This is a genomic window from Rhizobium sp. N122 (assembly GCF_002211295.1).
In the GTDB taxonomy this organism is placed as follows: Bacteria; Pseudomonadota; Alphaproteobacteria; order Rhizobiales; family Rhizobiaceae; genus Rhizobium.
Genome location: NZ_LOKU01000011.1, coordinates 1 through 21,979, shown reverse-complemented (window position 1 = coordinate 21,979; position 21,979 = coordinate 1). Strand labels below are relative to the sequence as shown.

The 21,979-nt window shown below is 56.0% G+C and carries 23 protein-coding genes and 1 pseudogene; 13 read left to right on the top strand and 11 right to left on the bottom strand.

Annotated elements, in window-relative coordinates:
- Positions 1-59: 59 nt before the first annotated feature.
- Positions 60-734 (bottom strand): adenylate/guanylate cyclase domain-containing protein, encoded by a 675-nt coding sequence (locus ATY75_RS09855; protein ID WP_088937400.1) that lies wholly within the window; start codon positions 732-734, stop codon positions 60-62.
- Between the two features lie 190 nt (positions 735-924).
- On the opposite strand from ATY75_RS09855, the gene ATY75_RS09850 reads away from it, so the two are divergent.
- Positions 925-3,405, top strand: a complete 2,481-nt coding sequence (locus tag ATY75_RS09850) for a heavy metal translocating P-type ATPase (RefSeq protein WP_088937473.1) — start codon at positions 925-927, stop codon at positions 3,403-3,405.
- Positions 3,406-3,461: 56 nt separating this feature from the next.
- Complete coding sequence (gene cueR / locus ATY75_RS09845) at positions 3,462-3,902, top strand: Cu(I)-responsive transcriptional regulator (RefSeq protein ID WP_088937399.1); 441 nt, start codon at positions 3,462-3,464, stop codon at positions 3,900-3,902.
- Positions 3,903-3,955: 53 nt separating this feature from the next.
- On the opposite strand, the gene ATY75_RS09840 is transcribed toward cueR, so the two are convergent.
- Positions 3,956-4,534 (bottom strand): cytochrome c, encoded by a 579-nt coding sequence (locus tag ATY75_RS09840; RefSeq protein ID WP_245317553.1) that lies wholly within the window; start codon positions 4,532-4,534, stop codon positions 3,956-3,958.
- A gap of 465 nt (positions 4,535-4,999) precedes the next feature.
- Between ATY75_RS09840 and ATY75_RS09835 the strand changes: the two genes are divergently transcribed.
- Entirely contained in the window at positions 5,000-6,742 is a 1,743-nt protein-coding gene (locus ATY75_RS09835; protein WP_088937398.1) for an AAA family ATPase, read from the top strand.
- Between the two features lie 48 nt (positions 6,743-6,790).
- Here the strand turns inward: ATY75_RS09835 and ATY75_RS09830 are convergent, their stop codons facing one another.
- From ATY75_RS09830 to ATY75_RS33850, 3 genes are read right to left on the bottom strand one after another with little or no spacing between them, the layout of a single operon-like run.
- Positions 6,791-7,123, bottom strand: coding sequence for a four-helix bundle copper-binding protein (locus ATY75_RS09830; protein WP_088937397.1), 333 nt, complete (start codon positions 7,121-7,123; stop codon positions 6,791-6,793).
- A gap of 10 nt (positions 7,124-7,133) precedes the next feature.
- On the bottom strand, positions 7,134-7,583 hold the full coding sequence (locus tag ATY75_RS09825) for a DUF305 domain-containing protein (RefSeq protein WP_088937396.1): 450 nt from the start codon (positions 7,581-7,583) through the stop codon (positions 7,134-7,136).
- A 44-nt stretch (positions 7,584-7,627) separates the two neighbouring features.
- Positions 7,628-7,954 (bottom strand): hypothetical protein, encoded by a 327-nt coding sequence (locus ATY75_RS33850; protein ID WP_143535284.1) that lies wholly within the window; start codon positions 7,952-7,954, stop codon positions 7,628-7,630.
- Between the two features lie 154 nt (positions 7,955-8,108).
- On the opposite strand from ATY75_RS33850, the gene ATY75_RS09820 reads away from it, so the two are divergent.
- On the top strand, positions 8,109-8,603 hold the full coding sequence (locus ATY75_RS09820; protein ID WP_088937395.1) for a cytochrome b/b6 domain-containing protein: 495 nt from the start codon (positions 8,109-8,111) through the stop codon (positions 8,601-8,603).
- Between the two features lie 2 nt (positions 8,604-8,605).
- On the opposite strand, the gene ATY75_RS09815 is transcribed toward ATY75_RS09820, so the two are convergent.
- Both ATY75_RS09815 and ATY75_RS33845 read right to left on the bottom strand, forming a co-directional pair.
- Positions 8,606-9,046, bottom strand: coding sequence for a YqaA family protein (locus tag ATY75_RS09815; RefSeq protein ID WP_088937471.1), 441 nt, complete (start codon positions 9,044-9,046; stop codon positions 8,606-8,608).
- Positions 9,047-9,150: 104 nt separating this feature from the next.
- Positions 9,151-9,540, bottom strand: a complete 390-nt coding sequence (locus ATY75_RS33845; RefSeq protein ID WP_143535283.1) for a hypothetical protein — start codon at positions 9,538-9,540, stop codon at positions 9,151-9,153.
- 227 nt (positions 9,541-9,767) lie between these two features.
- Between ATY75_RS33845 and ATY75_RS09810 the strand changes: the two genes are divergently transcribed.
- The 7 genes and pseudogenes from ATY75_RS09810 (at position 9,768) to ATY75_RS09780 (ending at position 15,470) form a co-directional block, all read left to right on the top strand.
- The gene (locus ATY75_RS09810; protein WP_088937394.1) at positions 9,768-10,172 is read left to right on the top strand and encodes a hypothetical protein; all 405 of its coding nucleotides are present in this window, start codon (positions 9,768-9,770) and stop codon (positions 10,170-10,172) included.
- Positions 10,173-10,258: 86 nt separating this feature from the next.
- Positions 10,259-10,486 (top strand): hypothetical protein, encoded by a 228-nt coding sequence (locus ATY75_RS35020; RefSeq protein WP_088937393.1) that lies wholly within the window; start codon positions 10,259-10,261, stop codon positions 10,484-10,486.
- Positions 10,483-11,949 carry a TolC family protein gene (locus tag ATY75_RS09800; protein ID WP_245317552.1) on the top strand — a complete coding sequence of 489 codons (1,467 nt, stop codon included), beginning with the start codon at positions 10,483-10,485 and terminating at the stop codon, positions 11,947-11,949. Before ATY75_RS35020 ends, ATY75_RS09800 begins: the two co-directional genes overlap by 4 nt.
- 14 nt (positions 11,950-11,963) lie before the next feature.
- Positions 11,964-13,310 carry a copper oxidase gene (locus ATY75_RS09795; protein WP_088937392.1) on the top strand — a complete coding sequence of 449 codons (1,347 nt, stop codon included), beginning with the start codon at positions 11,964-11,966 and terminating at the stop codon, positions 13,308-13,310.
- Positions 13,311-13,342: 32 nt separating this feature from the next.
- On the top strand, positions 13,343-13,822 hold the full coding sequence (locus ATY75_RS09790; protein ID WP_088937469.1) for a plastocyanin/azurin family copper-binding protein: 480 nt from the start codon (positions 13,343-13,345) through the stop codon (positions 13,820-13,822).
- Between the two features lie 21 nt (positions 13,823-13,843).
- Positions 13,844-14,128 carry a copper-binding protein gene (locus tag ATY75_RS09785; RefSeq protein WP_088937391.1) on the top strand — a complete coding sequence of 95 codons (285 nt, stop codon included), beginning with the start codon at positions 13,844-13,846 and terminating at the stop codon, positions 14,126-14,128.
- Between the two features lie 65 nt (positions 14,129-14,193).
- Positions 14,194-15,470, top strand: a pseudogene (locus ATY75_RS09780) (adenylate/guanylate cyclase domain-containing protein).
- On the opposite strand, the gene ATY75_RS09775 reads toward ATY75_RS09780, so the two are convergent.
- Both ATY75_RS09775 and ATY75_RS09770 read right to left on the bottom strand, forming a co-directional pair.
- Entirely contained in the window at positions 15,452-15,814 is a 363-nt protein-coding gene (locus ATY75_RS09775; protein WP_088937390.1) for a hypothetical protein, read from the bottom strand. The pseudogene ATY75_RS09780 and the gene ATY75_RS09775 overlap by 19 nt on opposite strands.
- Before the next feature lie 195 nt (positions 15,815-16,009).
- Positions 16,010-16,702 carry a LuxR C-terminal-related transcriptional regulator gene (locus tag ATY75_RS09770; protein ID WP_210199551.1) on the bottom strand — a complete coding sequence of 231 codons (693 nt, stop codon included), beginning with the start codon at positions 16,700-16,702 and terminating at the stop codon, positions 16,010-16,012.
- A 139-nt stretch (positions 16,703-16,841) separates the two neighbouring features.
- On the opposite strand from ATY75_RS09770, the gene ATY75_RS09765 reads away from it, so the two are divergent.
- On the top strand, positions 16,842-17,405 hold the full coding sequence (locus ATY75_RS09765; RefSeq protein ID WP_088937388.1) for a recombinase family protein: 564 nt from the start codon (positions 16,842-16,844) through the stop codon (positions 17,403-17,405).
- Here ATY75_RS09765 and ATY75_RS09760 read toward each other — a convergent pair whose 3' ends face one another.
- Positions 17,406-18,467, bottom strand: coding sequence for a flagellin (locus tag ATY75_RS09760; RefSeq protein WP_143535282.1), 1,062 nt, complete (start codon positions 18,465-18,467; stop codon positions 17,406-17,408).
- A 378-nt stretch (positions 18,468-18,845) separates the two neighbouring features.
- Positions 18,846-19,706: an Abi family protein gene (locus ATY75_RS09755; RefSeq protein ID WP_088937386.1), complete on the bottom strand. Its 861-nt coding sequence runs from the start codon at positions 19,704-19,706 to the stop codon at positions 18,846-18,848.
- 399 nt (positions 19,707-20,105) lie between these two features.
- Here ATY75_RS09755 and ATY75_RS09750 point away from each other — a divergent pair, with 399 nt between their 5' ends.
- Positions 20,106-21,839, top strand: coding sequence for a P-loop NTPase fold protein (locus tag ATY75_RS09750; protein WP_088937385.1), 1,734 nt, complete (start codon positions 20,106-20,108; stop codon positions 21,837-21,839).
- Positions 21,840-21,979: the final 140 nt, after the last annotated feature.

The window sequence follows — 21,979 nt, the reverse complement described above, 5'->3', positions numbered from 1 at the left end:
TTCGTGCTTAGCGGAACTTTACAGTGTCTCGTTGAGGCGGCACCCCAGCACGCTTACAGTCACCGTTGCAGCTCATAAGTCTGCGGCGACCGCCGATATGCCTCTTCACAACGCGGCGAACAGAACCATGGCCCTACCGGAGCGGCCCGCCGGTAGGGTGAATACGGTGCATGCATCTTGCACACCGGATCGATCCAGGTCGGGTCTGCCAACGGAGCAAGCTCGATCTCGTAGAGAGACACCTCCTCGGCGACCGATCTAAGGGCTACCATACCGAGGTCTCGAACCTGGATGCCTTTGGAAACAGCCGCCTCGGCAATGGGTTGAGTTGCCAGCAATTGCCCCGGCGCGGCGAGCGCGGCGACTCGTGCTGCGATGTTGACGGTCGATCCAAAAAGATCGCCTGCTCTGCGAATGACCGGCCCATGGTTCAGCGCCGTCCGAGTGAGTGGTATGCGCGATTCTTTGCGGCATGCCTGCAACAGGGTTCCGAGCGCCTGGATCGCCGTCTCAGGATCAGGAAATGAGAGCATCGCCTCATCTCCGATCCATTTGATCGGGGGTCCATAGCCTCTGAGGGCGTCGCGAACCATGCTCTCGAATAGCTCAAGCACGTCGAGCGCGACCGCGTCTCCATAAACGTCCGCGATTGCGCTGAATCCTGCGATATCGATGAACGCTACGGTGACCGGCATCTTGGTCGAATTCTCTTGCCGTCTTACATGGCCTTCCATCACCGCTCCTATCGCCGCTTGTATTAGAGCGTCTGAAGGACGTTGGAACAAGCGCATCCTGGGAAAGCTGCGAGATTATCGAAGATATCAAGATTGAACTCAAGATGAGTGAGATGCGGAAACGAAAAGCCTTGACCTTCCCATTATGGGAAGGATTACCTATGTGGGCAGTTCAATAAGGGATCATCCCATGACTGCCGTAACACAAATTGAGAAATCGACCGTGGTGCCTATTCCGACCGAGTTCGGGATCGAAGGAATGTCATGTGCGTCCTGCGTCGGCCGGGTCGAGAAAGCAATCAAGTCTGTCCCTGGCGTTGAGACCGCGTCTGTCAATCTCGCGACAGAACGGGCGACTGTAACCTTCAAGGATGCGGTCGATGCCGCCGCCGTCCTGCACGCCATCCAAGCTGCTGGATATGAGCCGAAATCCGAAACACAGGAATTTATTGTCGGCGGCATGACCTGCGCGTCGTGCGTGTCGCGCGTCGAGCGAGCCCTTAGGGCGGTTCCAGGCGTTGCGGAAGCGAATGTCAATCTTGCAACGGAGAAGGCAACTGTCCGGTACGCCTCAGGCGCGACCACGCCAGAGGCCTTGTCCGCAGCGATCCAAAACGCGGGCTACGATACAAAGGTTGCCGTCAGCGTTGCAGCCGACGCTCAGTCAGATCGAAGAGACCTGGAAATTCGGTCCCTTGGAGCACAACTCCTTATCGCCGCCGCTTTAACGCTGCCTTTATTCATCGTGGAAATGGGGTCGCACCTCATTCCCGGGGTCCATGAATTCATCATGGATACCATCGGAATGCGTGAGAGTCTGTATGCTCAGTTCGCGCTGGCAACCATTGTCCTCTTTGGCCCGGGGCTTCGTTTCTTCCGCAAGGGCGTGCCAAATCTACTGCGTTGGACGCCAGACATGAATTCGCTCGTGGTACTCGGGACAACGGCGGCATGGGCCTATTCGGTCGTCGCCACGTTTTTTCCGAGCGTTCTGCCTGCCGGTACCGATAACGTCTATTATGAAGCAGCGGCTGTCATCATCACACTGATCCTCCTGGGTCGATACCTGGAGGCTCGGGCCAAAGGCAAAACCAGCCAGGCGATTAAGCGGTTGCTCGGGCTGCAGGCCAAGACTGCCTTTGTTGATCATGGCGGCGAGTTCATCGAAATCCAGATCAGCGATGTGGTCATAGGCGACGTCATCCGAATTCGTCCGGGCGAAAAAGTGCCGGTCGATGGCACCGTGGTCTCAGGTGAATCATACGTTGACGAAGCAATGATCACCGGGGAACCGATACCAGTCTCGAAGTCCATCGATAGCGAAGTCGTTGGCGGCACCATCAACAAGACAGGTTCCTTCACATTCCGGGCAACGAAGGTCGGCAGCGACACCCTGCTCGCGCAGATCATCAAGATGGTCGAGGCAGCGCAGGGCTCGAAACTGCCGATCCAAGCGCTCGTCGACAAGGTGACTGGCTGGTTCGTACCTGCTGTGATCGCTGCAGCCCTCCTGACGTTCGGCGCTTGGATGCTCTTTGGCCCTTCACCGGCATTAAGCTTCGCCCTCGTCAATGCCGTCGCGGTCCTTATCATTGCCTGCCCCTGCGCCATGGGGCTTGCGACGCCAACGTCGATCATGGTTGGCACCGGCCGTGGAGCCGAGCTTGGCATCTTGTTCCGCAAGGGTGAAGCTCTGCAAAGCCTGCGGGACACCCAGATCATAGCGGTGGATAAGACAGGCACCCTCACGAAAGGCCGTCCGGAACTGACCGACATTCGGGTTTCGCCCGGGTTTTCTCAGGACGAGGTACTGACTTGGATGGCAAGTCTGGAAGCGCTGTCGGAGCATCCCATCGCGGAGGCAATCGTAGCGGCAGCAAAGTTGAAAGGGTTGCCAACATTGGCTGTCACGGGTTTTGAAGCTGCGCCCGGATTTGGCGTGAGCGGACAGGTGGGGGGGCGAACGGTTTTGGTCGGGGCTGACCGGGCGCTCACTCAGGCAGGCATCAGCGTGACGGAGTTTATGACATTTTCCAGTGATCTCGCTGGAAAGGGAAAATCGCCTTTATATGCGGCGGTTGATGGGCAGCTTGCCGCGATCATCGCGGTGTCCGATCCAATCAAGGAGACCACGTCTGCTGCAATTAGGGTCCTGCACGGCCAGGGTCTTAGGGTAGCAATGGTTACCGGTGACAATCGCCGAACAGCTGAAGCAATCGCGTCGCAACTGGGTATCGACCACGTTGTTGCCGAGGTGCTTCCCGAAGGAAAGGTCGAAGCTGTGAGGCAGCTTCGCAAAAACGGCCAGAAGGTAGCGTTTGTCGGGGATGGCATCAACGACGCCCCGGCTCTATCTGAAGCCGATGTCGGCATTGCGGTCGGTACCGGGACTGATATCGCCATCGAAAGTGCGGATGTTGTGCTGATGTCCGGCGACCTCACAGGCGTCGCGCGAGCTATAGCGTTGAGCAGAGCGACCATGCAGAACATCAAGCAGAACCTGTTCTGGGCGTTCGTCTACAATGTCAGCTTGGTGCCGGTCGCGGCCGGTGTCTTGTATCCGATTGACGGCACTCTGCTCTCGCCGGTCTTCGCGGCAGGTGCAATGGCGATGTCCAGTGTCTTCGTGCTTGGGAACGCGCTTCGCCTGCGTCGTTTCCGGGCAAACTGATAGCAGAGCTGCATCGCGGATTCCCGGTGCAGCTCCCTCGCATGAAGGAAAAAACGATGAACATTGGACAAGCAGCAAAAGCCAGCGGCGTCTCTGCGAAGATGATCCGCTACTACGAACAAATTAAACTTATCGGTCCGGCCCACAGAACCCAATCCAGCTACCGGACATATACTGACAACGAGATCAACACGCTGAAGTTCATTCGTAGAGCCCGGGACCTTGGCTTCTCCGTCGAGCAGATGAAGACGCTGGTCGCCCTCTGGCGCGACAAGTCGAGAAGCAGCGCGGACGTCAAGGCAATTGCTTTGGAACACGTCGCCGAACTGGAGAGAAAGGCAGCAGCCATCCAAGCGATGTCGAGAACGCTGAAGCATCTTGCCCAGCATTGTCATGGAGACGACAGGCCTGAGTGCCCGATCATAGATGATATTGCGAATGCCGCTGATGACGATTTACCTTCGGTAGATGCCCGGTTTGGCGTCTACAGCTTGTGATCAATCGGAGAACGGTTCGGCTGCTACCCTGGCCTTTCTAGCTGGATCGCAGATCAATCGGATCGGAACCCCGTGTGGCAAGCAGAGCAAGTCTGCAGCATCAAATGGAAGGCGTGCTCGGCTGAGATCGAGGACAACGTTGCCTCATTGCGTACCCTGGTGCCGAGCGGGCCGCCCCCCATTGGCTCGCCCGGTTTCATGCGCATGTCGTCCGACATCGCCCCTGGATTTTTATCCGCAGCCGACGCCAGCGCATCGGCATAACTCTTCAGGTCTCGCGCAAGGGCGGCAAAGCGGTCGGGTTCGGCGGCAATCGCCTCAGTGGCTTTCGATCCCTCGGCGACAGTCCTCGTCGCGAAGTGGTCGATAAGTCGCTGGTCGGCTCGAACGCCGATGGCAGTGGCAGCCTGTCTGAAGCTGTCGGAGGAATAGGTCTCGGGATTTTTGAAAAATCCGGCAATGGCCTTCGCCGCAGCTGCGATTTCCTTCATATCCTGTTGGCGTTCCTTGACGGTGTCATCAACGGCAGTGGCAGCGATTGTCATGGACATGGACAGCACAAGGATCGCCGGGCTTATGACGCTGCTACGCAGAGCGCCTGTCAGGAATGCAGAGTAGGTTTTCGTGGTCATCAAGTTTCCCGGCCATGCGAATGCCAAGGCCGTTCAAAAAAGCCCCTGCGCTTTCTCTATCTCATCTCGGAATATGGCTCTTTCACGAAGACGACGGGCATCAGTCAGGTGCAATAACTGGAGATAGCGCTTGGTAGTCAGCAGGGCTTGCCTGTGACCCCAGTTGATGTGGATGCCGTCATTGACGGACAAGGGTCGTCACCAAAGCGGTGGCTGTTGAACATAGCGGTGGGGGTAAAACTCGCGGTCCAGTAAGCCTTCGCCTTGTAGCCGATACTGAACGAAGTTGCGGTAGGTGATCCGTCGAACCAGGCGGTGTGAGAAGTGCAGCTACCCCGCTGGCTGGAGGCTTAACGCCGCCTTCGCGACCAGACCAAAGATCGCCCACAGAACAGGTTGATCACCCCGTTCAAATTTTCCCTTATGAGTTGATATAATGGGTCGAGAATCAATGGGAGTGGGCGAATGGTAGAAGTGCAGGCAGAGATCGAGAGGGGCAAGCTGCGCTCCCTCTCGGTCAGAAATTTTAGATGTATTGGCAGTCAACCGGTCAAGGTCGATCTGGATGATATCGTTGTCCTTGTCGGCCCGAATAACTCCGGGAAAAGCTCGATTCTACGTGCCTATGAAATTGCAGTCAGCGAAGGCTCCAAACCAGGCAACCTGAGGCAGGAGGATTTTCCGAACGGCGAGATCAACCCGGACGAGCCGACAGAGATCGAACTCGTGACGGAAGTCGTCCACGGCGATCCTGGCAAGCAGTGGATAGGTGATCTAGACGGAAAAGCACCTGCCGACGGCGGCAGAAAGTACGTAAAGGAAAAGTGGGTTTGGACCGGCGTTGGCAAAGGCACTCGGTATGGATGGAATGTCGAGAAGCAGGCTTGGGACGACAAGAAGCCATGGGGCTGGGCGAACGTCGCGAACGCCCGCCGTCCTGCTGTCCACCCGGTGCGAGCCTTCGACCCTCCGGAAACACAGGCGAAGCAAATACATGATCTTCTCAGCAAGGCGATCATCGGCTCGGCCAAGCAACTCTCGAAGGACGGGGTGAACCTGTACGAGAAGTTGCTCGCGGACGTGGCCGATTTCCAGAAGCTTGCACTCGATCACAACAAGGGAAAGATCGAGGAGGCAGAGAAGATGTTGAACGACATCGTCTCCTCCATTTTCCTCGATCACGCCGTCAGCTACGTCCAGTCGGCGGATGCATCGGATTCTTCGCTCAAGCTATTCCCTGACGGCGGCAAGCTCACCATGGGCCACAAGGACGGACACATGTCCGATCTAGAGTCGCAGGGCAGTGGCGCACGTCGAACGATGCTATGGGCGACACTCAAGCTCCTCAAGGACAGTGCTGCCGATCAGAAGCGTTCCAACGTTCTGCTTATTGATGAGCCGGAACTGTGCCTGCATCCGAATGCGATCAGGGACGCCTGCAAGGTTCTTTACGATCTCGCCTCCAAGGACGGCTGGCAGGTGATGATCACCACGCATTCGCCTGTCTTCATCGATCTGTCTCGCGACAACACCTCCATCGTCAGGGTGGAACGCAAGGATAAGGGGGAAATCGTCGGCACAACGCTTTACCGGCCGGAGAACGCAAAGCTAGACGACCGCGACAAGGAGAACCTCAAACTTTTGAACATCTACGACCCTTACGTCGCAGAGTTCTTCTTTGGCGGACGAATAATCCTGGTCGAGGGCGATACCGAGTATTCTGCTTTCCGCACGATCATGGAGGGCGACAAGAGCTTTTCCGACGTTCATGTAATTCGCGCACGCGGCAAAGCGACAATTGCCTCTTTGGCGAAAATCCTCAATCAATTTGGCGCGACCTACTCGATCCTGCACGACACGGATACCCCAAAGACGTTCCGCAAAAACGCGAAGACCGGCGTAAAGGAGGAGATCGTCAATCCCGCCTGGACGACGAATAAGAATATCCTAGAGGCCGTGGAGAAGCAGCTGGCAGCCAAAACAGTCCGGCTCGCCGCCTCGAAAGTTCACTTCGAAGCGGCCTTCTTCGATACAGCTCTAACCGGGGAAAAGCCTTACACGGCAGTGCGTACACTTCAATCCGATGATGAAAGGCGAAAGGTCGTGACCGAGCTTCTCAGGGGCCTGGTGGACCATGCTGCTGATCTGCCAGCAGGCGCTATTGAATGGTCGGAGATTGGCCACCTTGAAGCAGCGTTCGCGATCTAGCGAAAACTTGGCCGAGAGACTGGGCGGCCCAAAAGCCGCCCCTTCCAATCATGCTGCCATCTTCTCGCAGCTTTCGGCGCAGCGGCGGCATGCCTCCACACAGCTGTCCATCTCACCAACTCGTTCGCAGTCGGCCGCACACTGGCGGCAGATTTCTGCGCATTCTCGGCAGGTATGCTTGTGATGCTCCGTGCCAATGAGCATGAAGTGCGCCGATGTTCGGCAGATTTCAGCGCAGGCCATCATCAGCCGGAAGTGGTCTGGCTTCGTGTGCTCGCCACCCATCTCCAGGCAGTGGGTCATCGCTGCCGAAAGACATTCCTGATAGCAGGCCAGGCAGTTGTCGATGCATTGTTTCATTTCAGCTGATTGGTGATGCATGATCGATCTCCTACTTGGCTTCCTTGTTGACCCACTTGGTCATCTGGGCGATCTCTTTTTTCTGCGCCTCGATGACTTTTCGGGCCATAGCCTTGGCTTCCTTGTTCTCTCCGTATTTCAGTTCGGCCTCGGACATGCTGATCGCGCCTATGTGATGAGCAATCATGCCGCAGACGAAAGAGACGTCGGCATCCTTCTTCATCATTCCCTGCATCATATTCATGTGCATGGACTTCATTCCGTCCATCGCCGCCTTCTGATAGTCGGTCATCTCTCCCGTCGGCATGTCGCCCATCTTCATATGCCCACCCATGGACGCGCCCATCTTCGTCGTGTCCATCCCTTCGGCTTTGCACTTTTCGGGATAGGCCATCTCCTGGGCCGACGCCGCAAGCGGAGCTAGCGACAGCAAAGCCATTGCGCCGACCATGGCCAGCGAAGTTTTTGCGAAAACGTTCATTGAACTCTCCTTGAGATCATTTGCTGCTCAAACCTTGAAAACCGTCAGACGACGTCGGTCTTCGGCGGCGGGTCTATCGGCCTGATCAGGAGAAGCGGACTGGAGCTGGAAACCGAGGGGCGAACCACGAGCCGCTCCGAAAGAGGCTGCGTGGCGTCCGGAAGGGCGGGCATGATCGGACAACAATGCATGCTCACGCAACAAACTCCCGAAAGGCGGTCCAGCTGATGGCTTTGAGAGTGTCCTGAAGGCACACGAAGAGAAATGCAGCCTTCATCACCTGCATTGGCGAGGCGGCCCGGCAGGTTGACCAAGGTCGACGCCACCAGCACAATAACGAGAAGACGGCAGAATTTGCTCCAGTCGGCCATGCGTCCAGATTCCCTTCCGCCAAGAAACCGCAGCGGTAGAAAAATGTTCCTGCCCACGGGAATTGGGTCAGCCGAGCGAGAAGGCAACAGCACGGAAGGGCTTAACCGAAGTTCAATGGACGTACGCTACGACTGACGGCGTGGGGAGATTGAGATGACGCCGCGCTATTCGCTTTCGCAGATTGTGCTTCATTGGGCCGTGGCCATGCTGATACCTATCCAATATTGGACAGGCGGGAGCATCGAGCGGACACATCACGCAGTTCACATGGGCTTATCTCCCGACCCATGGGACGTGATCCAGCATCATGTTCACAATTACGCTGGAGTCACCATCGGAGCGCTTATGCTTGCCCGGCTCGGTCTCAAGCTCATCCATCGCGGCACGGTAAGGCATCCGGCGAAAAGCCCCGTGGATCGGCTCGCACGAGCAATGCACTTTGTGTTTTACGCTGCGGTTATCGCTCAAGCCGCCATGGGTTTGGTCGCGAGCTACTTATGGTTCGGGATCGCGCCAGTTCATGTCCTGGGCTCACAAGTCATTCTTGCGCTGTTGGCGCTGCATATCACTGCGGCTGCGTGGCACACATTTGTTTGGCGGGACGATACCGTCGACCGGATGGTCTTCCCCAAACGCACACTTTCTTGAGCTTACGACATCAATTTAACGGTGAGGAAGGCCAGAACGACGTAGCGGCCCGTTTTGGCGATGAACACCAGGATCGTGAATGTCAAAAGCGGCTCGCGCAACACGCCCGCCACGACAGTCAGGGCGTCTCCAAACAGAGGCATCCACGAGAGTAACAACGACCATTTTCCGTATCTGCGGTACCACCGGGACGAACGTCCGAGAGTTTCCTCGCTGACGGGAAACCAGCGTCGGTCACGAAAGCGTTCGATCCCTCTCCCGATGAACCAGTTCAAAATGCTTCCAAGGGTGTTGCCGACGCTCGCGACGGCAAGAAGTATCGGCAAAGAAAACTTGCCTGTTAAGATCAAGCCCACAAGAACCGGCTCCGACTGCATCGGCAACAACGACGCCGCTCCCAAAGCTGTGAGAAACAGGGCCACGTACGTCGAGATGTCGATCAAAACGGTCGGCACTTCAACCTTCGACGTAAGAAGCCGCGAGGTGGGTTTCAGCTTGACCGATACGGCATTGCGGTCGGCTGGCTCTCATCTGGAGCAAGGCAGCTTCAGAAACGTACAGGATGATCACGGCTGGATTGCAATTTCCTTTCCCATGCCTGCAGTTCCGCCTGTGTACTCGCGGCTTTTGCTGCGCATTGGGCGAAGGATAGACGCGCCTTTGTTTTCTCATCCGTTCGAATCTTGTCCAGCATTTTTTCCACTGAACGAAGCGCGATATCTGTTGGTACGCCGCTTAGTCTCAAACTGTTTTCCGCCGCAACGCGAGCATTTTCGTAATGAGACCGTCCGATCACGGCTCGACAGTTGTAGGTCGTCGCCAGGTAGCGATAGGCCGCCCCTACATATCCCTTATACGCCGTATCGTATCCGTGATCCGCAAAGGCTGGGATCGCTGAAGACAACGATATCAAGCAGACATGTAGAAAAATTTTCATCGACAAGTTCCGGCTTTGAAAGCTCAACTGCTCATTAAATGGAGATTGAATTAAGGCTGCTACGAACGTCTCGACCCGGATTCTTCCCATGACAACGCTTGACCTTCCCATCATGGGAAGGACTAGAGGGTGACACCGTGCGCTATCTCGCCACACAAACGACGCGAATATCAGAGAGTCATCCGTTGCAATTGAAACCGCGCCACATTGAATGTAGTCATCGCAGCATGGGCAAACTATACCGATTCGCACTGAGCAAGATGCTCCTCGTTGTGCGACTGGCGATCATTGTATCGCTGGCGGGATACAGTCTGTCCAATGCCAACGCAGCGATGCACGGCACGGCATTTCCGGAATTCGAGAAGTCTGCGCAGCAAGTTTCGCAGGGTAGTGATCACGACATGGCTCAAATGTCTGGCCATAGTCATTCGCACAGCGATGCCGCAGATGACGATAACGCGACCACGAAGCTCGCGAAGCAAGAGTGCTGCAAAGACTTTTGTGGCGGGCTGGGTATCATTTGCGACGGTCACGACGTTGGCGGACCCGTGGTGACCTCCATTCGGCAGTTCGTTGACGATCAGCAAACCGTTGGCGAGCTGCCGCCTCTTCACCGCCCCCCGAATATCTGAATAGAGCCAACCCGCATTGCCGGGTCTAAGGGCATTCTCGGTATCACCGAGTCTGCCGCTCGAATTCTATTATTCGGATTTTTAAAATGAAACCTTCCATATTCTTGGTGGGGCTGCCCCTAATCGTAGGTGGCTGCTCATCCACGTTACCTCCCGATGTCATTGCTTCGACCGACGTCGACCAAACGTACGCGGCGCGACCCGTGCGATACGCATCGCCAATCTCCGGGTACACGGCCCGACAGCCCGTCGATCCCAAGCCGTGGCGTCAACAGAATAACCCGGCGACAACACCTGAAGGAGGCGCATCGTGACCTCCCTGAAAACCCTCGTGATTGTCGCAGTCCTCCCTATCGCAGTCTCAAGCTGCGTGACCAACCCAGAATACTCCAGAAAAGATGGTGGCTTCAGCACCGTCGCCAACAAGACGGCTGCCATTACGGCCAAAGATACCGTTTGGATACAAAACCAGCAGCAGGCGCAAACGACATCAGCTCAGGTGAAAAGCCTTCTCACGCGCAAGAAGACGCTTGATGCTGACACAGCCGTCCAGATCGCCCTCCTTAATAACAAAGGTCTTCAGGCAGCCTATGCCGATCTTGGAGACAGCACCGCTAATGCCTGGCAGACAACGATGCTGCTGAACCCAACGGTTTCAGTGGGGTCTTCCGGGATCGGCACTCCGGAGCTTGAAGCCTTTAGAGCCATCGAGGGAGCGATCACGACCAACATCCTCGCCTTGATGACCAAAAAGCGGGACATCGAGATCGCTGACACCCGCTTTCGGCAGGCCCAGTTGAACGCGGCCGTGAGGACGCTCCAGACAGCCGCCGAAACCCGTCGTGCTTGGATCACTACAGTCGCCGCTTGGGAAAATGTCGGTCAGCTGCAACGCGCCCAGGTGGCCGCCGACGCTGCATCTGAATTGGCGCAGAAGCTGGGCGAGACGGGCGCAATGGCGAAAGGCCCACAAGCTCGTGAGCATGTATTCGTCGCTGAATTGGCGGGTGAGACGGCGAAGGCGAGGCTTGCCGCTCGTCTCGCCAAGGAAGAACTGACTCGCCTCATGGGCCTATGGGGTTCGGACCTCGACTATCAGGTGCCGAACAGCCTGCCTGCCTTGCCTCGGGCCGTCACCAAACGTGATGCCATCGAAGCGGAGGCACTCCGAAACCGCATCGACCTCCAGGTCGCAAGACTGGAGCTTGAGGCGACGGCCCGGTCGTATGGGCTGACCGAAGCCACGCGTTACGTCACCGATCTCGAAATTCTGACAGGCTTCGAATCCGAACGTGAAGTCGAAGACGGCAAGAAGAAGTGGGAAACCACCGCGTCCGGCGAACTGGAATTTGCCATCCCGCTTTTCGATACCGGCAAAGCGCGTATGCGCAAGGCCGAACTGGGCTACATGCGTGCAGCTAACCAACTGGCCGAAAAAGCTGTCAATATTCGGTCGGAAGCTCGCTCCGCATACGAAGCCTACCGGTCGAACTACGACATTGCCCGACACTACCGGAACAACGTTGTACCGCTCCGCACGAAGGTCGAAGAGGAATCCCTCCTCACCTACAACGGCATGATCACCAACACCTTCGAACTGCTGACCGACACCCGCGACAAGATCAACTCCATCCTGCTTTCCATTAACGCCAAGCGTGACTTCTGGCTCGCTGAAGCAAACCTCGCACCCGCTGTGTACGGCGGCGGTTCCTCTGCGGCATCAGCCGAAACCGAGGTTGCCGCAGCGTCCGAAAGCGGCGGTGGCGGCGGTCATTGAGAAAGGACATTCACATGTTCAACAGACGACAACTATTCGGGGCAGGCGCAGCACTGATGGCCGCCGGTGCCTGGACGAAGACATCTGCGATGGGCCTGCCGGACGCGCCGACGATGGAGTCGGCCGATATGCAGCCGCCGCTCCATCCAACCTCCGGGCCCGACTACCAGCCAGTGGTAACACTCAACGGCTGGACCCTGCCGCACCGCATGAACAACGGCGTCAAGGAGTTCCACCTCGTCGCCGAGCCGGTCGAACGGGAGATGGCCGAAGGCATGACCGCCTATCTCTGGGGCTACAACGGTCAGTCTCCGGGTCCCACCATCGAGGCGGTCGAAGGCGACCGCGTTCGTATCTTCGTCACCAACAAACTGCCGGAACACACCACGATCCATTGGCATGGCATGATCCTGCCATCCGGCATGGACGGCGTCGGCGGCCTCACGCAGCCACATATCCCGGTGGGCAAGACCTTCGTCTACGAGTTCGACCTCGTGAAATCGGGCACCTTTATGTACCACCCGCATTCCGACGAGATGGTGCAGATGGCCATGGGCATGATGGGCTTCTTCGTGATCCACCCCAAGGACCCGAAGTTCATGCCCGTCGACCGCGATTTCGTATTCCTTCTGAACGCATACGACATCGACCCCGGCTCGTACGTGCCGAAGATCATGGAGATGACCGACTTCAACATGTGGTGCTGGAACAGCCGGGTCTTTCCGGACATCAGCCCGCTGGTCGTGTCGAAGAACGACAGGGTGCGTGTGCGCGTTGGCAACCTGACAATGACCAACCACCCTGTCCACATGCATGGCTACGACTTCGAGGTGACATGCACGGATGGCGGCTGGGTGCGACCGGAGGCGCGATGGCCGGAGGTCAGCATCGACATCCCGGTTGGAGCGATGCGAGCCTATGAGTTCGACGCCAAGTATCTCGGCGACTGGGCAATCCATTGCCACAAGTCGCATCACACGATGAATGCCATGGGGCACGACATCCCGACCTTCATCGGGGTCGACAAGTCGAAGGTCGCTGAGAAAATCCGGAAAGTTCAACCAGAATACATGCCCATGGGGACCAAGGGCATGGCCGATATGGGCGAAATGGAAATGCCCATTCCCGAGAACACCGTTCCGATGATGACCGGCTGGGGCAAGTACGGCCCCATCGAGATGGGCGGCATGTTCTCGGTCGTGAAGGTCCGCGAGGGCATCTCGGCGGACGATTACTCCGATCCGGGTTGGTACGAAAACCCGCCCGGGACTCAGGCCTGGGAGTGGACTGGCGAATTGCCAGACGCGACCAAGGCCAAAGACGCGAAAACGCAAATCACGCCCAAGCCGTCGAACGGCTGAGGCTCGATCTTTCACAGCAAAAGGACTTGATCATGAAGCAATATCTGTTCGCACTCGCACTCGCCGCTCTCGCCAGCCCCGCCTTGGCTTCCGGCAATCACGCTGGCGGCCACGGCGAGAAAATGGCTGTCGGTGAACCAGGTGACAAAGGAAAGGCGACCCAGACAATCCGCGTCACCATGAAGGAGACTGAGGACGGAAAGATGATCTTTACGCCCGCCGTCTTCAACGTCCGCAAGGGCCAGACAGTGAAGATCGCCATCAAGAATGCCGGACAAACGGACCACGAGTTCGTGCTCGATCAGGAAGAAAAGATCATGGAGCACAAGAAGGTGATGGAGAAATTCCCGGAAATGGAGCACGCGGACCCGAACTCCATCCGTCTCGCAGCGGGTGAATCCGGCGAGATCATCTGGAAGTTCACGACCGACGGCGCATTCAAGTTCGCCTGCCTCATCCCCGGTCACTACGAAGCTGGCATGCATGGCGATGTGACGGTCGCCGGAAACTAAATCTCAACAGAGGAATCAGATATGAAATCCGTAATCAAAATCACACTTGCTGCCCTGTTGTCCTTGAGCGCTGCTTTCGGAGCGTTTGCGGAGGAATTTACGAAGGGCGTCGTCAACAAGGTTGATGCCAAGGCGCAAAAGGTCACCATCAAGCACGAGGACCTGAAGAACCTTGACATGCCCGCTATGACGATGGTCTTCCGCGTCAAGGATGCAGCCATGCTAGATAAGCTGAAGGAAGGGCAGAACATCGAGTTCGTCGCCGAGCGTGTCGATGGCAAGCTGACGGTCACGGAAATCAAGTGATTAAATCGCCCGGGCTTAGTCTTTAAGCCCGGGCATCGGCCTTCGCCCACGAACGCTGGCTTTGCATGCAACATATGTCACCCTTTGGAGGCAGCGATTCTGCTCGGGAAGTTCGATCTGCATCCCTCCGCTTTGTCGCACTGTCTATCCTCGTCGCAAATCTGGTCTTCGGAGACAACCAATCGAGCCTAGCCACGCATCTCGTGGTCAGCCTGATTTATCTCGTGGTGACAATCGCATCCGTTATCGCCGCAGCCCGCTTCCCGCACCGTCATCGTGTGAAGGCAGTGTTTGTGGTGCTGGATGCAGGGTTAGTCGCCATTGTCCTTTACGAGCACATCCTCGCGAGCCCAATCACCGACAATCATAATCTGACAACGTCGAGCCTTGTGGTCGCGTTCATTCTGCTCAACCACGTAGCGTTGACGCTTGACCGCCGGTTGATCGCCCTGTTCGCCGGAATTGTCATCGCATCTTGGGTCACAATGCTGGCTATTATGGCCGTCAGGCATCACGCAAGCATGCCCGGTACGTTGCTTCAAAGCTTTTTTAACCAGGACCTTGCCCTTACGATAGGTTTCGGATTCACCGCGCTTGCGGTCTATCTGTTGGCCAGAGACCATGACCGAACCCGTCGTCAGGCGTTGAAAATCGAAGAGCGCAGAATGAACCTTTCGCGCTTCTTCTCGCCTCTGGTTGTTTCCGACCTACAAGAAGCAAGCGCCGTACTCGATCTCGAACGCCGAAAGGCGGCCGTCATGTTCGTGGATATCCGTGATTTTACCAGCTATGCAGAGATCGCCACGGCCAGAGAGCTTGCACGAGTGTTAGGTGAGTATCGGCGTATCGTCGCTGGCATGGTGTTCGCTTATGGCGGAACTGTCGACAAGTTCATTGGTGACGGAGTCATGGCGGGTGTTTGGCCAGCCAAAGCCATCCCCTGATGACGCTCAACGGGCGATCTCTTGTGCCCTTGAGATGGCCGCAGCACTCGATAAATGGCGGGATGCGAACGTTAGAGAAGGCGGCCCGGCACTAGACTGCGGCATCGGCCTCCATTCCGGCACGGTGATAGGCGGTGTTCTCGAAAGCGGCTACCACGATCAGTTTACGGTCATTGGAGATGCAGTGAATGTTGCCCAGCGCCTTGAAGCATTGGCGAAATCTCTGGGGACGCCACTGGTCGTTTCACAAGCGTTGCTTGATGAGGTCCCAGAAGAATATGGCAAACACGGTTGGATGACCAAAGCGGACGTAAATCTACAGGGGCGACGCGAGCCAATCGATATCGCGTTTCTGACGCCACCCCTCCAATAGAATTTGCTATGAGACCGGCGACTGACAGACAGATTCCAGCAGGTCTTCTTTCCAGTCACGCGTGGCCTCACTCGGAAGCGGCGTGTAATCTCTGCCCCCGACAAAAACCTTGCCCGGCATACATTTGACCTTGGCTGCGTGGCCTCCTTGGTCGATGAATAGCGTTCTGCCGTCGCTGGTCCGTTCCGCGAGACCAATCGTCACCTCGTAGTCATAGTCTACAGACTGCGAGGCGATCACAGATCGGAGCGTCAGAGCGACAGAGACATCGCCAGGAAAAACGGACGTGTGGAAGGGAAGCGACTCCGCCGCATGGACGGAATAAGGCAATGCCACAAGAACAGCGGATAAAGGCAACAGACCCCGCATATGGCCCTCCCGAGCTTACGTGAGATGTCAGCAATGATACGCTTATCGAGTGTTGCCGTCGATGGAGATATGTACGCATCGAGGGGAACCACGTCCGCTCCGATGCATCCATTGTGCCGCGTCAGTTCGACCGCCAATGGATAGGGGCGATTACAGACGGCCGACGGTTTCTTCGAATGTGGCCGCGACGAGCGACTAAAACCCTTCCAACATAACAAGACGTCCCTCTATGCGAGCAGCAATGGAAAGCGCTACGAGCTGTGACATCGTGCGTGCCCCGAAACCTTGCTTCAACCGTTCCACGCGGTGCTCGACAGTTCGGTGCGATAAACGGAGTTGCTGCCCGATCTCCTTTGCAGAAAAACCCTGATACAACTGGTGCAGGATCGCCTGATCAATGTCATCTGTGTTCACACTCGATTCCGGCGTCGAAAGCAGGAGCTGAATGTCGATGGCGGCCATAACCCATCGGCCGCTCTTCTGTGGCAACAGCAACGCTTCGAAAGCGACTTGCACGTCGACGGACTTGATCAGTTCCCTTGCAGAAATTGGTCGCGCCTGTCGTTGAGCTTCATGATAGCGGAACGCCACCCATTTGCTTGCGACTTCGTCGGCGATAGCATTCCGCCCTGCTTGAACTTCGTATCCGCGAACGATCCGGACCGTTTCATGTCCTTGCACAAGAAGCACCATGCTCGCGGTGAACAGCTTCAGCGCAGGCGAGTAAATCTGATCCGGCGAGGTATCCTCGTCGCTGGAAATCCATGCGTCCAACAATTCTCTCGACGCGTGCGCGAAACCCTTTCGGGGCTTCATCAGCAGAATGTCCGCAGGTCTGTTGCTTGGCAGCCCAGTCGGTGTCTGGGCGAAAATAACTGTTTTTGTCACCAGCAAGGCACTCGTTTGTCGGATGCATAATTCCTTGGAAAACTCTGCACATTGCAATGATGGCCAGCGCGACAATGCGGCTCGGCAAAAACAGTAGTTTTTGTCAAGCCGGAGACGGCTTCAAGGAAATGATCTGATAATGAAAATTGGCTATGCCCGCGTGTCGACTGATGCCCAAAACCTTGACCTTCAAACGCGTGCTTTGAATGCAGCCGGATGCGACCGCATCTTCGAGGATCATGGTATCTCGGGCGCAAGAGCAGACCGTCCTGGTCTAAAATCGGCACTGCGCTGCCTACAGCCGGGCGACACATTGGTTGTTTGGCGCTTCGATAGATTGGCAAGATCGGTGCCGCACCTGGCGAAGATAACTTCCGGATTGAAGGAGCGTGGAATAGGATTCGCGTCCATCACGGAAGCAATCGACACTTCCTCTGAAATTGGCGAGATGATCCTGTGGGTTCTCGGAGCCGTCGCCGGGTTCGAAAGATGCCTCATCAAGAGCCGTATCTCTGCCGGACTGGCTGCTGCACGAGCAAAGGGGCAGCAACTGGGTCGACGCCCATCATTGAGTGCTGAGCAACGCGCCGAAATCAGGGAGTTGTTGGTCTCTCGGTCGGAGCCTCTAAGCAAACTGGCGGAACGATACCATGTGCACCCTCGAACGATCAGGCGATGTCTTGTGCGGGATGCTGGTGCCTAATCACTGAAACAGCGTCATGATCGTCTGCGGGGCCTGGTTTGCAATGCTGAGCGCCTGAACGGCAAGCTGCTGCTGGGTTTGGTTGGCGGACAGCCTGGCCGACGCCTCTTCCATATCAGCATCAACGAGACGGCCGACGCCCTTGTCGACGTCATCCATCATCGACTGATTGAACTCGTCCTGCATCTCGACGCGCTTTTGGGTCGATCCGACAACGGACATCCCACCGACCACAGCTTGGATGCGCTCATCCAACTGGTTGATCATCCCGTTGTAATATTCGTTTCTGTCGAGCCCGTTGGCTGCAATTCGGACTTCAGAGTTGCGGAGCGTGTAGATGTTTTCATTCTTCTGGACGACGCCGCCGCCGTCGACATAGGTGATCGGGAAGATGATGTTTGCATTCCAGATGACCCCGTCGACGTAGCCCATATTTTCGGAGCCTGGCTGGTTCCAGAGGTTGTCGACGGTACGACCGTAATTGATCATCGTCGTGTCCTTGGTGTCGATGGACACCGTCAGGACCTGGCCGTCTACGTAGCCAGTCGTAAACTCGATTTTCGCTCCGGGCAAATCCGGCTCGCTTGCATCGTTCCTCAGAAGGTTCACCCCACCGAAACTCGCGGAGTCCACGATGGAACTGATCTGCTGCCAGTGTTGGTAAATTTCGGCGTCAACTTTAGCGACCTGCGACTGATCGTAGGTCGCGTCCGGCTGATAATCGGTCCAGTTGGAATAGCCATCGGTGGCTGGCGGCGGAAGGCTCTGCGCGGTGATGACGAGGTTGCGGATCGTCACCAACTCTTCGCGGACCTTGTCCATGCCGTCATAAGTCGTGTCGAGCACGGCCTTCGCAAAGCCGATGCTGTCGGAAACCGCCGACATCGCCTTCTTGTCGGATCGCATCGTGGTCGCGATGGACCAGTAAGCGGCATTGTCCGACGCCTGTGCGACACGTAGGCCTGAGGAAACCTGCTGCTGCGTCTTCGTCAAGTTCCCGCTGACCGCCCGCAACGTCTGCAAAGCAGCCATCGCGCCATCGTTCGTGTTTATGGATGTCATGGAATTCCGCCACTTCGCTGAGATGGCTTCCTCATGAAGCGACAACTTCTGGCGTTATTTTTCAGCCATACCTGGTTAACGGAGTGGGCCAAATCGAAGGGGGAAACTACCCTCCTGGCAGGGTTCGCTTCTTATCATGGATCGAACCACCCGAATGGACGCGGCCATTTCATGCAGATGCGACCGCGCTTATTCCGCAACAACGCCGGACAGTTGCAACCAGCACACAACTGAAAGGAATAAACAGCATCGAGACCACGGAATATGTTCCTATTTCTGGGGCGGCGGCCTCACCGTGCTTTTAGTAAACGGCAACCGTCAGGTTCCAATCCTAAGGCTCGGTCCTATGCAGAAGGTGGGCTTTCCTAATCTACCGAGTTAGTAGCCAACCTCGCTGGGCACGACGGCGGGGCATTTCTGAATCATTTTTCCGACCGATGTAACAATTGCATCGTTATAGCCCTGAGACTTCAGCAGGTGCTCCAAGCATTGTAGCAGCGCCTTCAGTTTGTTTTGTGGGGCTGTCGGAACCCCCGCGTTTATGAATTTTTGGGGCTGCTTCTGAAAATGACGATTAAAAAGCCGGTCATGGTGGGCGCAGATATTTCGTAGATCAATCAGCGCTTTGATCCAGTTTTCCAGCATCTTGAAATTCGGCATTCCAAATGCAGTCGTCAGGTCGTTTTGGATGGGAGTTGAGATTTGCTCTAAGACATGGCTTAGATTGCCGAAGGTCATGAACTCCTTCAAAACCCATATCGGCGGCAACAAAGGTGGGTTATACACATTGAAGTAGTGACGCGCCCGTTCATCGTTCTTTTTGTAAAAAATGTCCGACAAGCGACCTAAAGTTGCCGCGCGTGTCTTAGATGAGAGATATGCGGCGTTATCGAAGTATGGGTGCGCACCGTGTCGATGCGTCAGTATCTCCGATAGCTGATTCCGTAATGCTACTTCGAACCGTCCTGTGTGTAGAAAACAGAACAGCCTCAAGCGCTCGTCAAACTCGTAGAGCGCGATAATGTCTTTGAATTTAGTTCCAGGGATGAAAGGCTTGCCGGGAACGCTTAATTGTCGTCGGCTGCGGAAATAAATACGTAGCCGTTCGTAGCCGATTTCAGCTATCTTCTTTTCCGCATAGGCCCGTGTGCGACCTGGCAGAGGAAGCCCACAGTCAATAAGATGTTGAGCCAATTGAGACGGTGTTTGATGAAGCTTGATGTAAGGTCTGTGCGCCATTAATCACAGACTCTAAAAACGAGAAGGGCCACCCTGTTGCACTCCTTTCGGACGTGTGGTGACCCGTAGCCAGATGACTATGCTCATCTCTTCCCTATAAATCAAGAGAAATCTGTAGGATCACCACATTAATTTAGGGTGGCTATACGGCACTAAAGATCAACTTCCGGTAAACGATAGTCGGCATCCCTGTTCTGGCCTTTGATAATCGTGACCTTTGCCGCTGGTTGCCTGTCGGCGACTTCCGCGTTCGCAGCCAATGCCCGGCCGTCATCCGCCAGTCGCGGCTGACATCGCCTTCGTGCAACCCCGCCATCCACAACCAAAAAAAGTCGGGGAAGACAACTTAAGGCTTAATGTGGCGCTTGACGAAACTGCTTGTACGGGCACAGTCATGGCATGTGGTCAGATAATGAAACAAGTATAGATTACCTAAATTACATCGAGGTCGCGGAACTGATCTGCGACATGGTCACCGATGAGAGCCTATTGCCTCTCTCCGTCGGGGTCTACGGCGGCTGGGGTGCTGGAAAATCCAGTGTCCTGAAGCTGGTTGAAAGCTCACTGTCCAAAAGATCAGACGTCATCGTGATTGAGTTTGACGCGTGGCTCTACCAGGGGTTTGATGAGGCCAAAACCGCCCTCATGACTGTCATCGCGTCCGAACTCCTGGCCAAAGCACCTGACTCAGCGAAAGACAAAGCTCTCGATCTGATGCGACGTGCGAATAAGTTGAAATTCCTTGGCTTGGGAGCCGAACTTGGTATGGCGGCGATGGGCATGCCAACCTTCGGCTTTGTCTCGAAAATGCTGGGATCAGCACAAGACGCATATGAAGGAACCGCTGACGAAAAAGACCTCGAAACGATCCAAGACGGCGCAAAAACAGCCAAAGCAAAAACTGAAGGACTGTTTCGGCCGAAAGATATCAAAACGCCGCCAGAGGAAATCACCGCATTCAAGGCCGAATTCAGCACGGTGCTGCAAGCGATGGCAAAGCGCCTAGTCGTATTCGTCGACAATCTGGACCGTTGCCTGCCAGAAAATGCGATTAAAAGCCTTGAGGCGATGCGCCTTTTCCTGTCCATGCCCAATGCAGCCTTCATCATTGCCGCAGATGTGGACATGATCAGACACGCAGTGTCGGCGCAGTTTCAGGGGGCTTCACCACGCCATGTGGTCGACTACCTCGACAAGCTGATCCAATTCCCGGTGAATGTACCTAAGCTCGGCATGCGAGAGGTTTTATCATTCCTTTGCATGTTGATCGCCAACCGCTCCGGCGTGCCCGAGGAGAAGATCGAAGCTCTCAGGTCTTACCTCATCGGAAGTATCCAGACTTCGTGGAGGAATGACGTCGAACTGAAGCGCGACGATGTCGTCGATGTCCTTGGGGCGAACGCCGCCCTCGCGGCTCAAATAGACATGGCCTTCCGCATCGCTCCGATCCTTGCTCATTCCAAGGCTGTCGGTGGAAACCCACGCATCATCAAACGCATGATGAACATCATCAGGATGCGACACGCAACCGCAAAGCGGCGGTCCATGCAATTAGACGAGGCGGTGATTACCAAGCTTGCCCTCTTCGAGCGGTGCACCGACGAGGCCGCGTTCAAGGCGCTGCTTGACCTCATCAACGCGGCCCCAAATGGCAAGCCGCAGCTGTTCGAGCCAAATCAAAAGACACCCGCCCAAGTGCCTGAGGCATTCGAGAAACACCGAACTTTTGTTGATGAATGGCTCGATATTGAACCGTCTCTCAAAGACGTCGATCTGCGACCGGCCGTCTATCTGGCCCGCGAGACTTTGCCGTTGCAGCTCAAGTCCAAGAGCCTGTCGCCCGACGCCAGAAAGGCCGTGGGCGAACTCCTGAAAATACCAACACTCAGTTCCCAAGCAGCGCTTGTCACGATTTCCAAGATTCCAGCCGACGAGACGCTGGATGTCATGCAAGAGCTTGTTGGTGCTCTCCGCCAGAACAGTGATTGGAGCCGCAAGCGGACTGACCTCACGGGACCAATTATCCTGGCACAGGAGAGGCCTGAAAGTGCTGGTGTACTAGCGGCTTTCTTGGATCAAATTCCGGGGAAAGCACCGTGGCTCCAACAGATGTTGAAGGGGTTTAACGAATGAGGGGGAGAGATGGTGACCTGCCACTGCGAATTTCCTCCAGAATTGATTAGAGTCCGGCCCATCAAAGGACGGACGAATGAAGAAGCAGAGATTTACCGAAGAGCAGATTATTGCGGTACTGAAGGAGCAGGAGGCTGGTG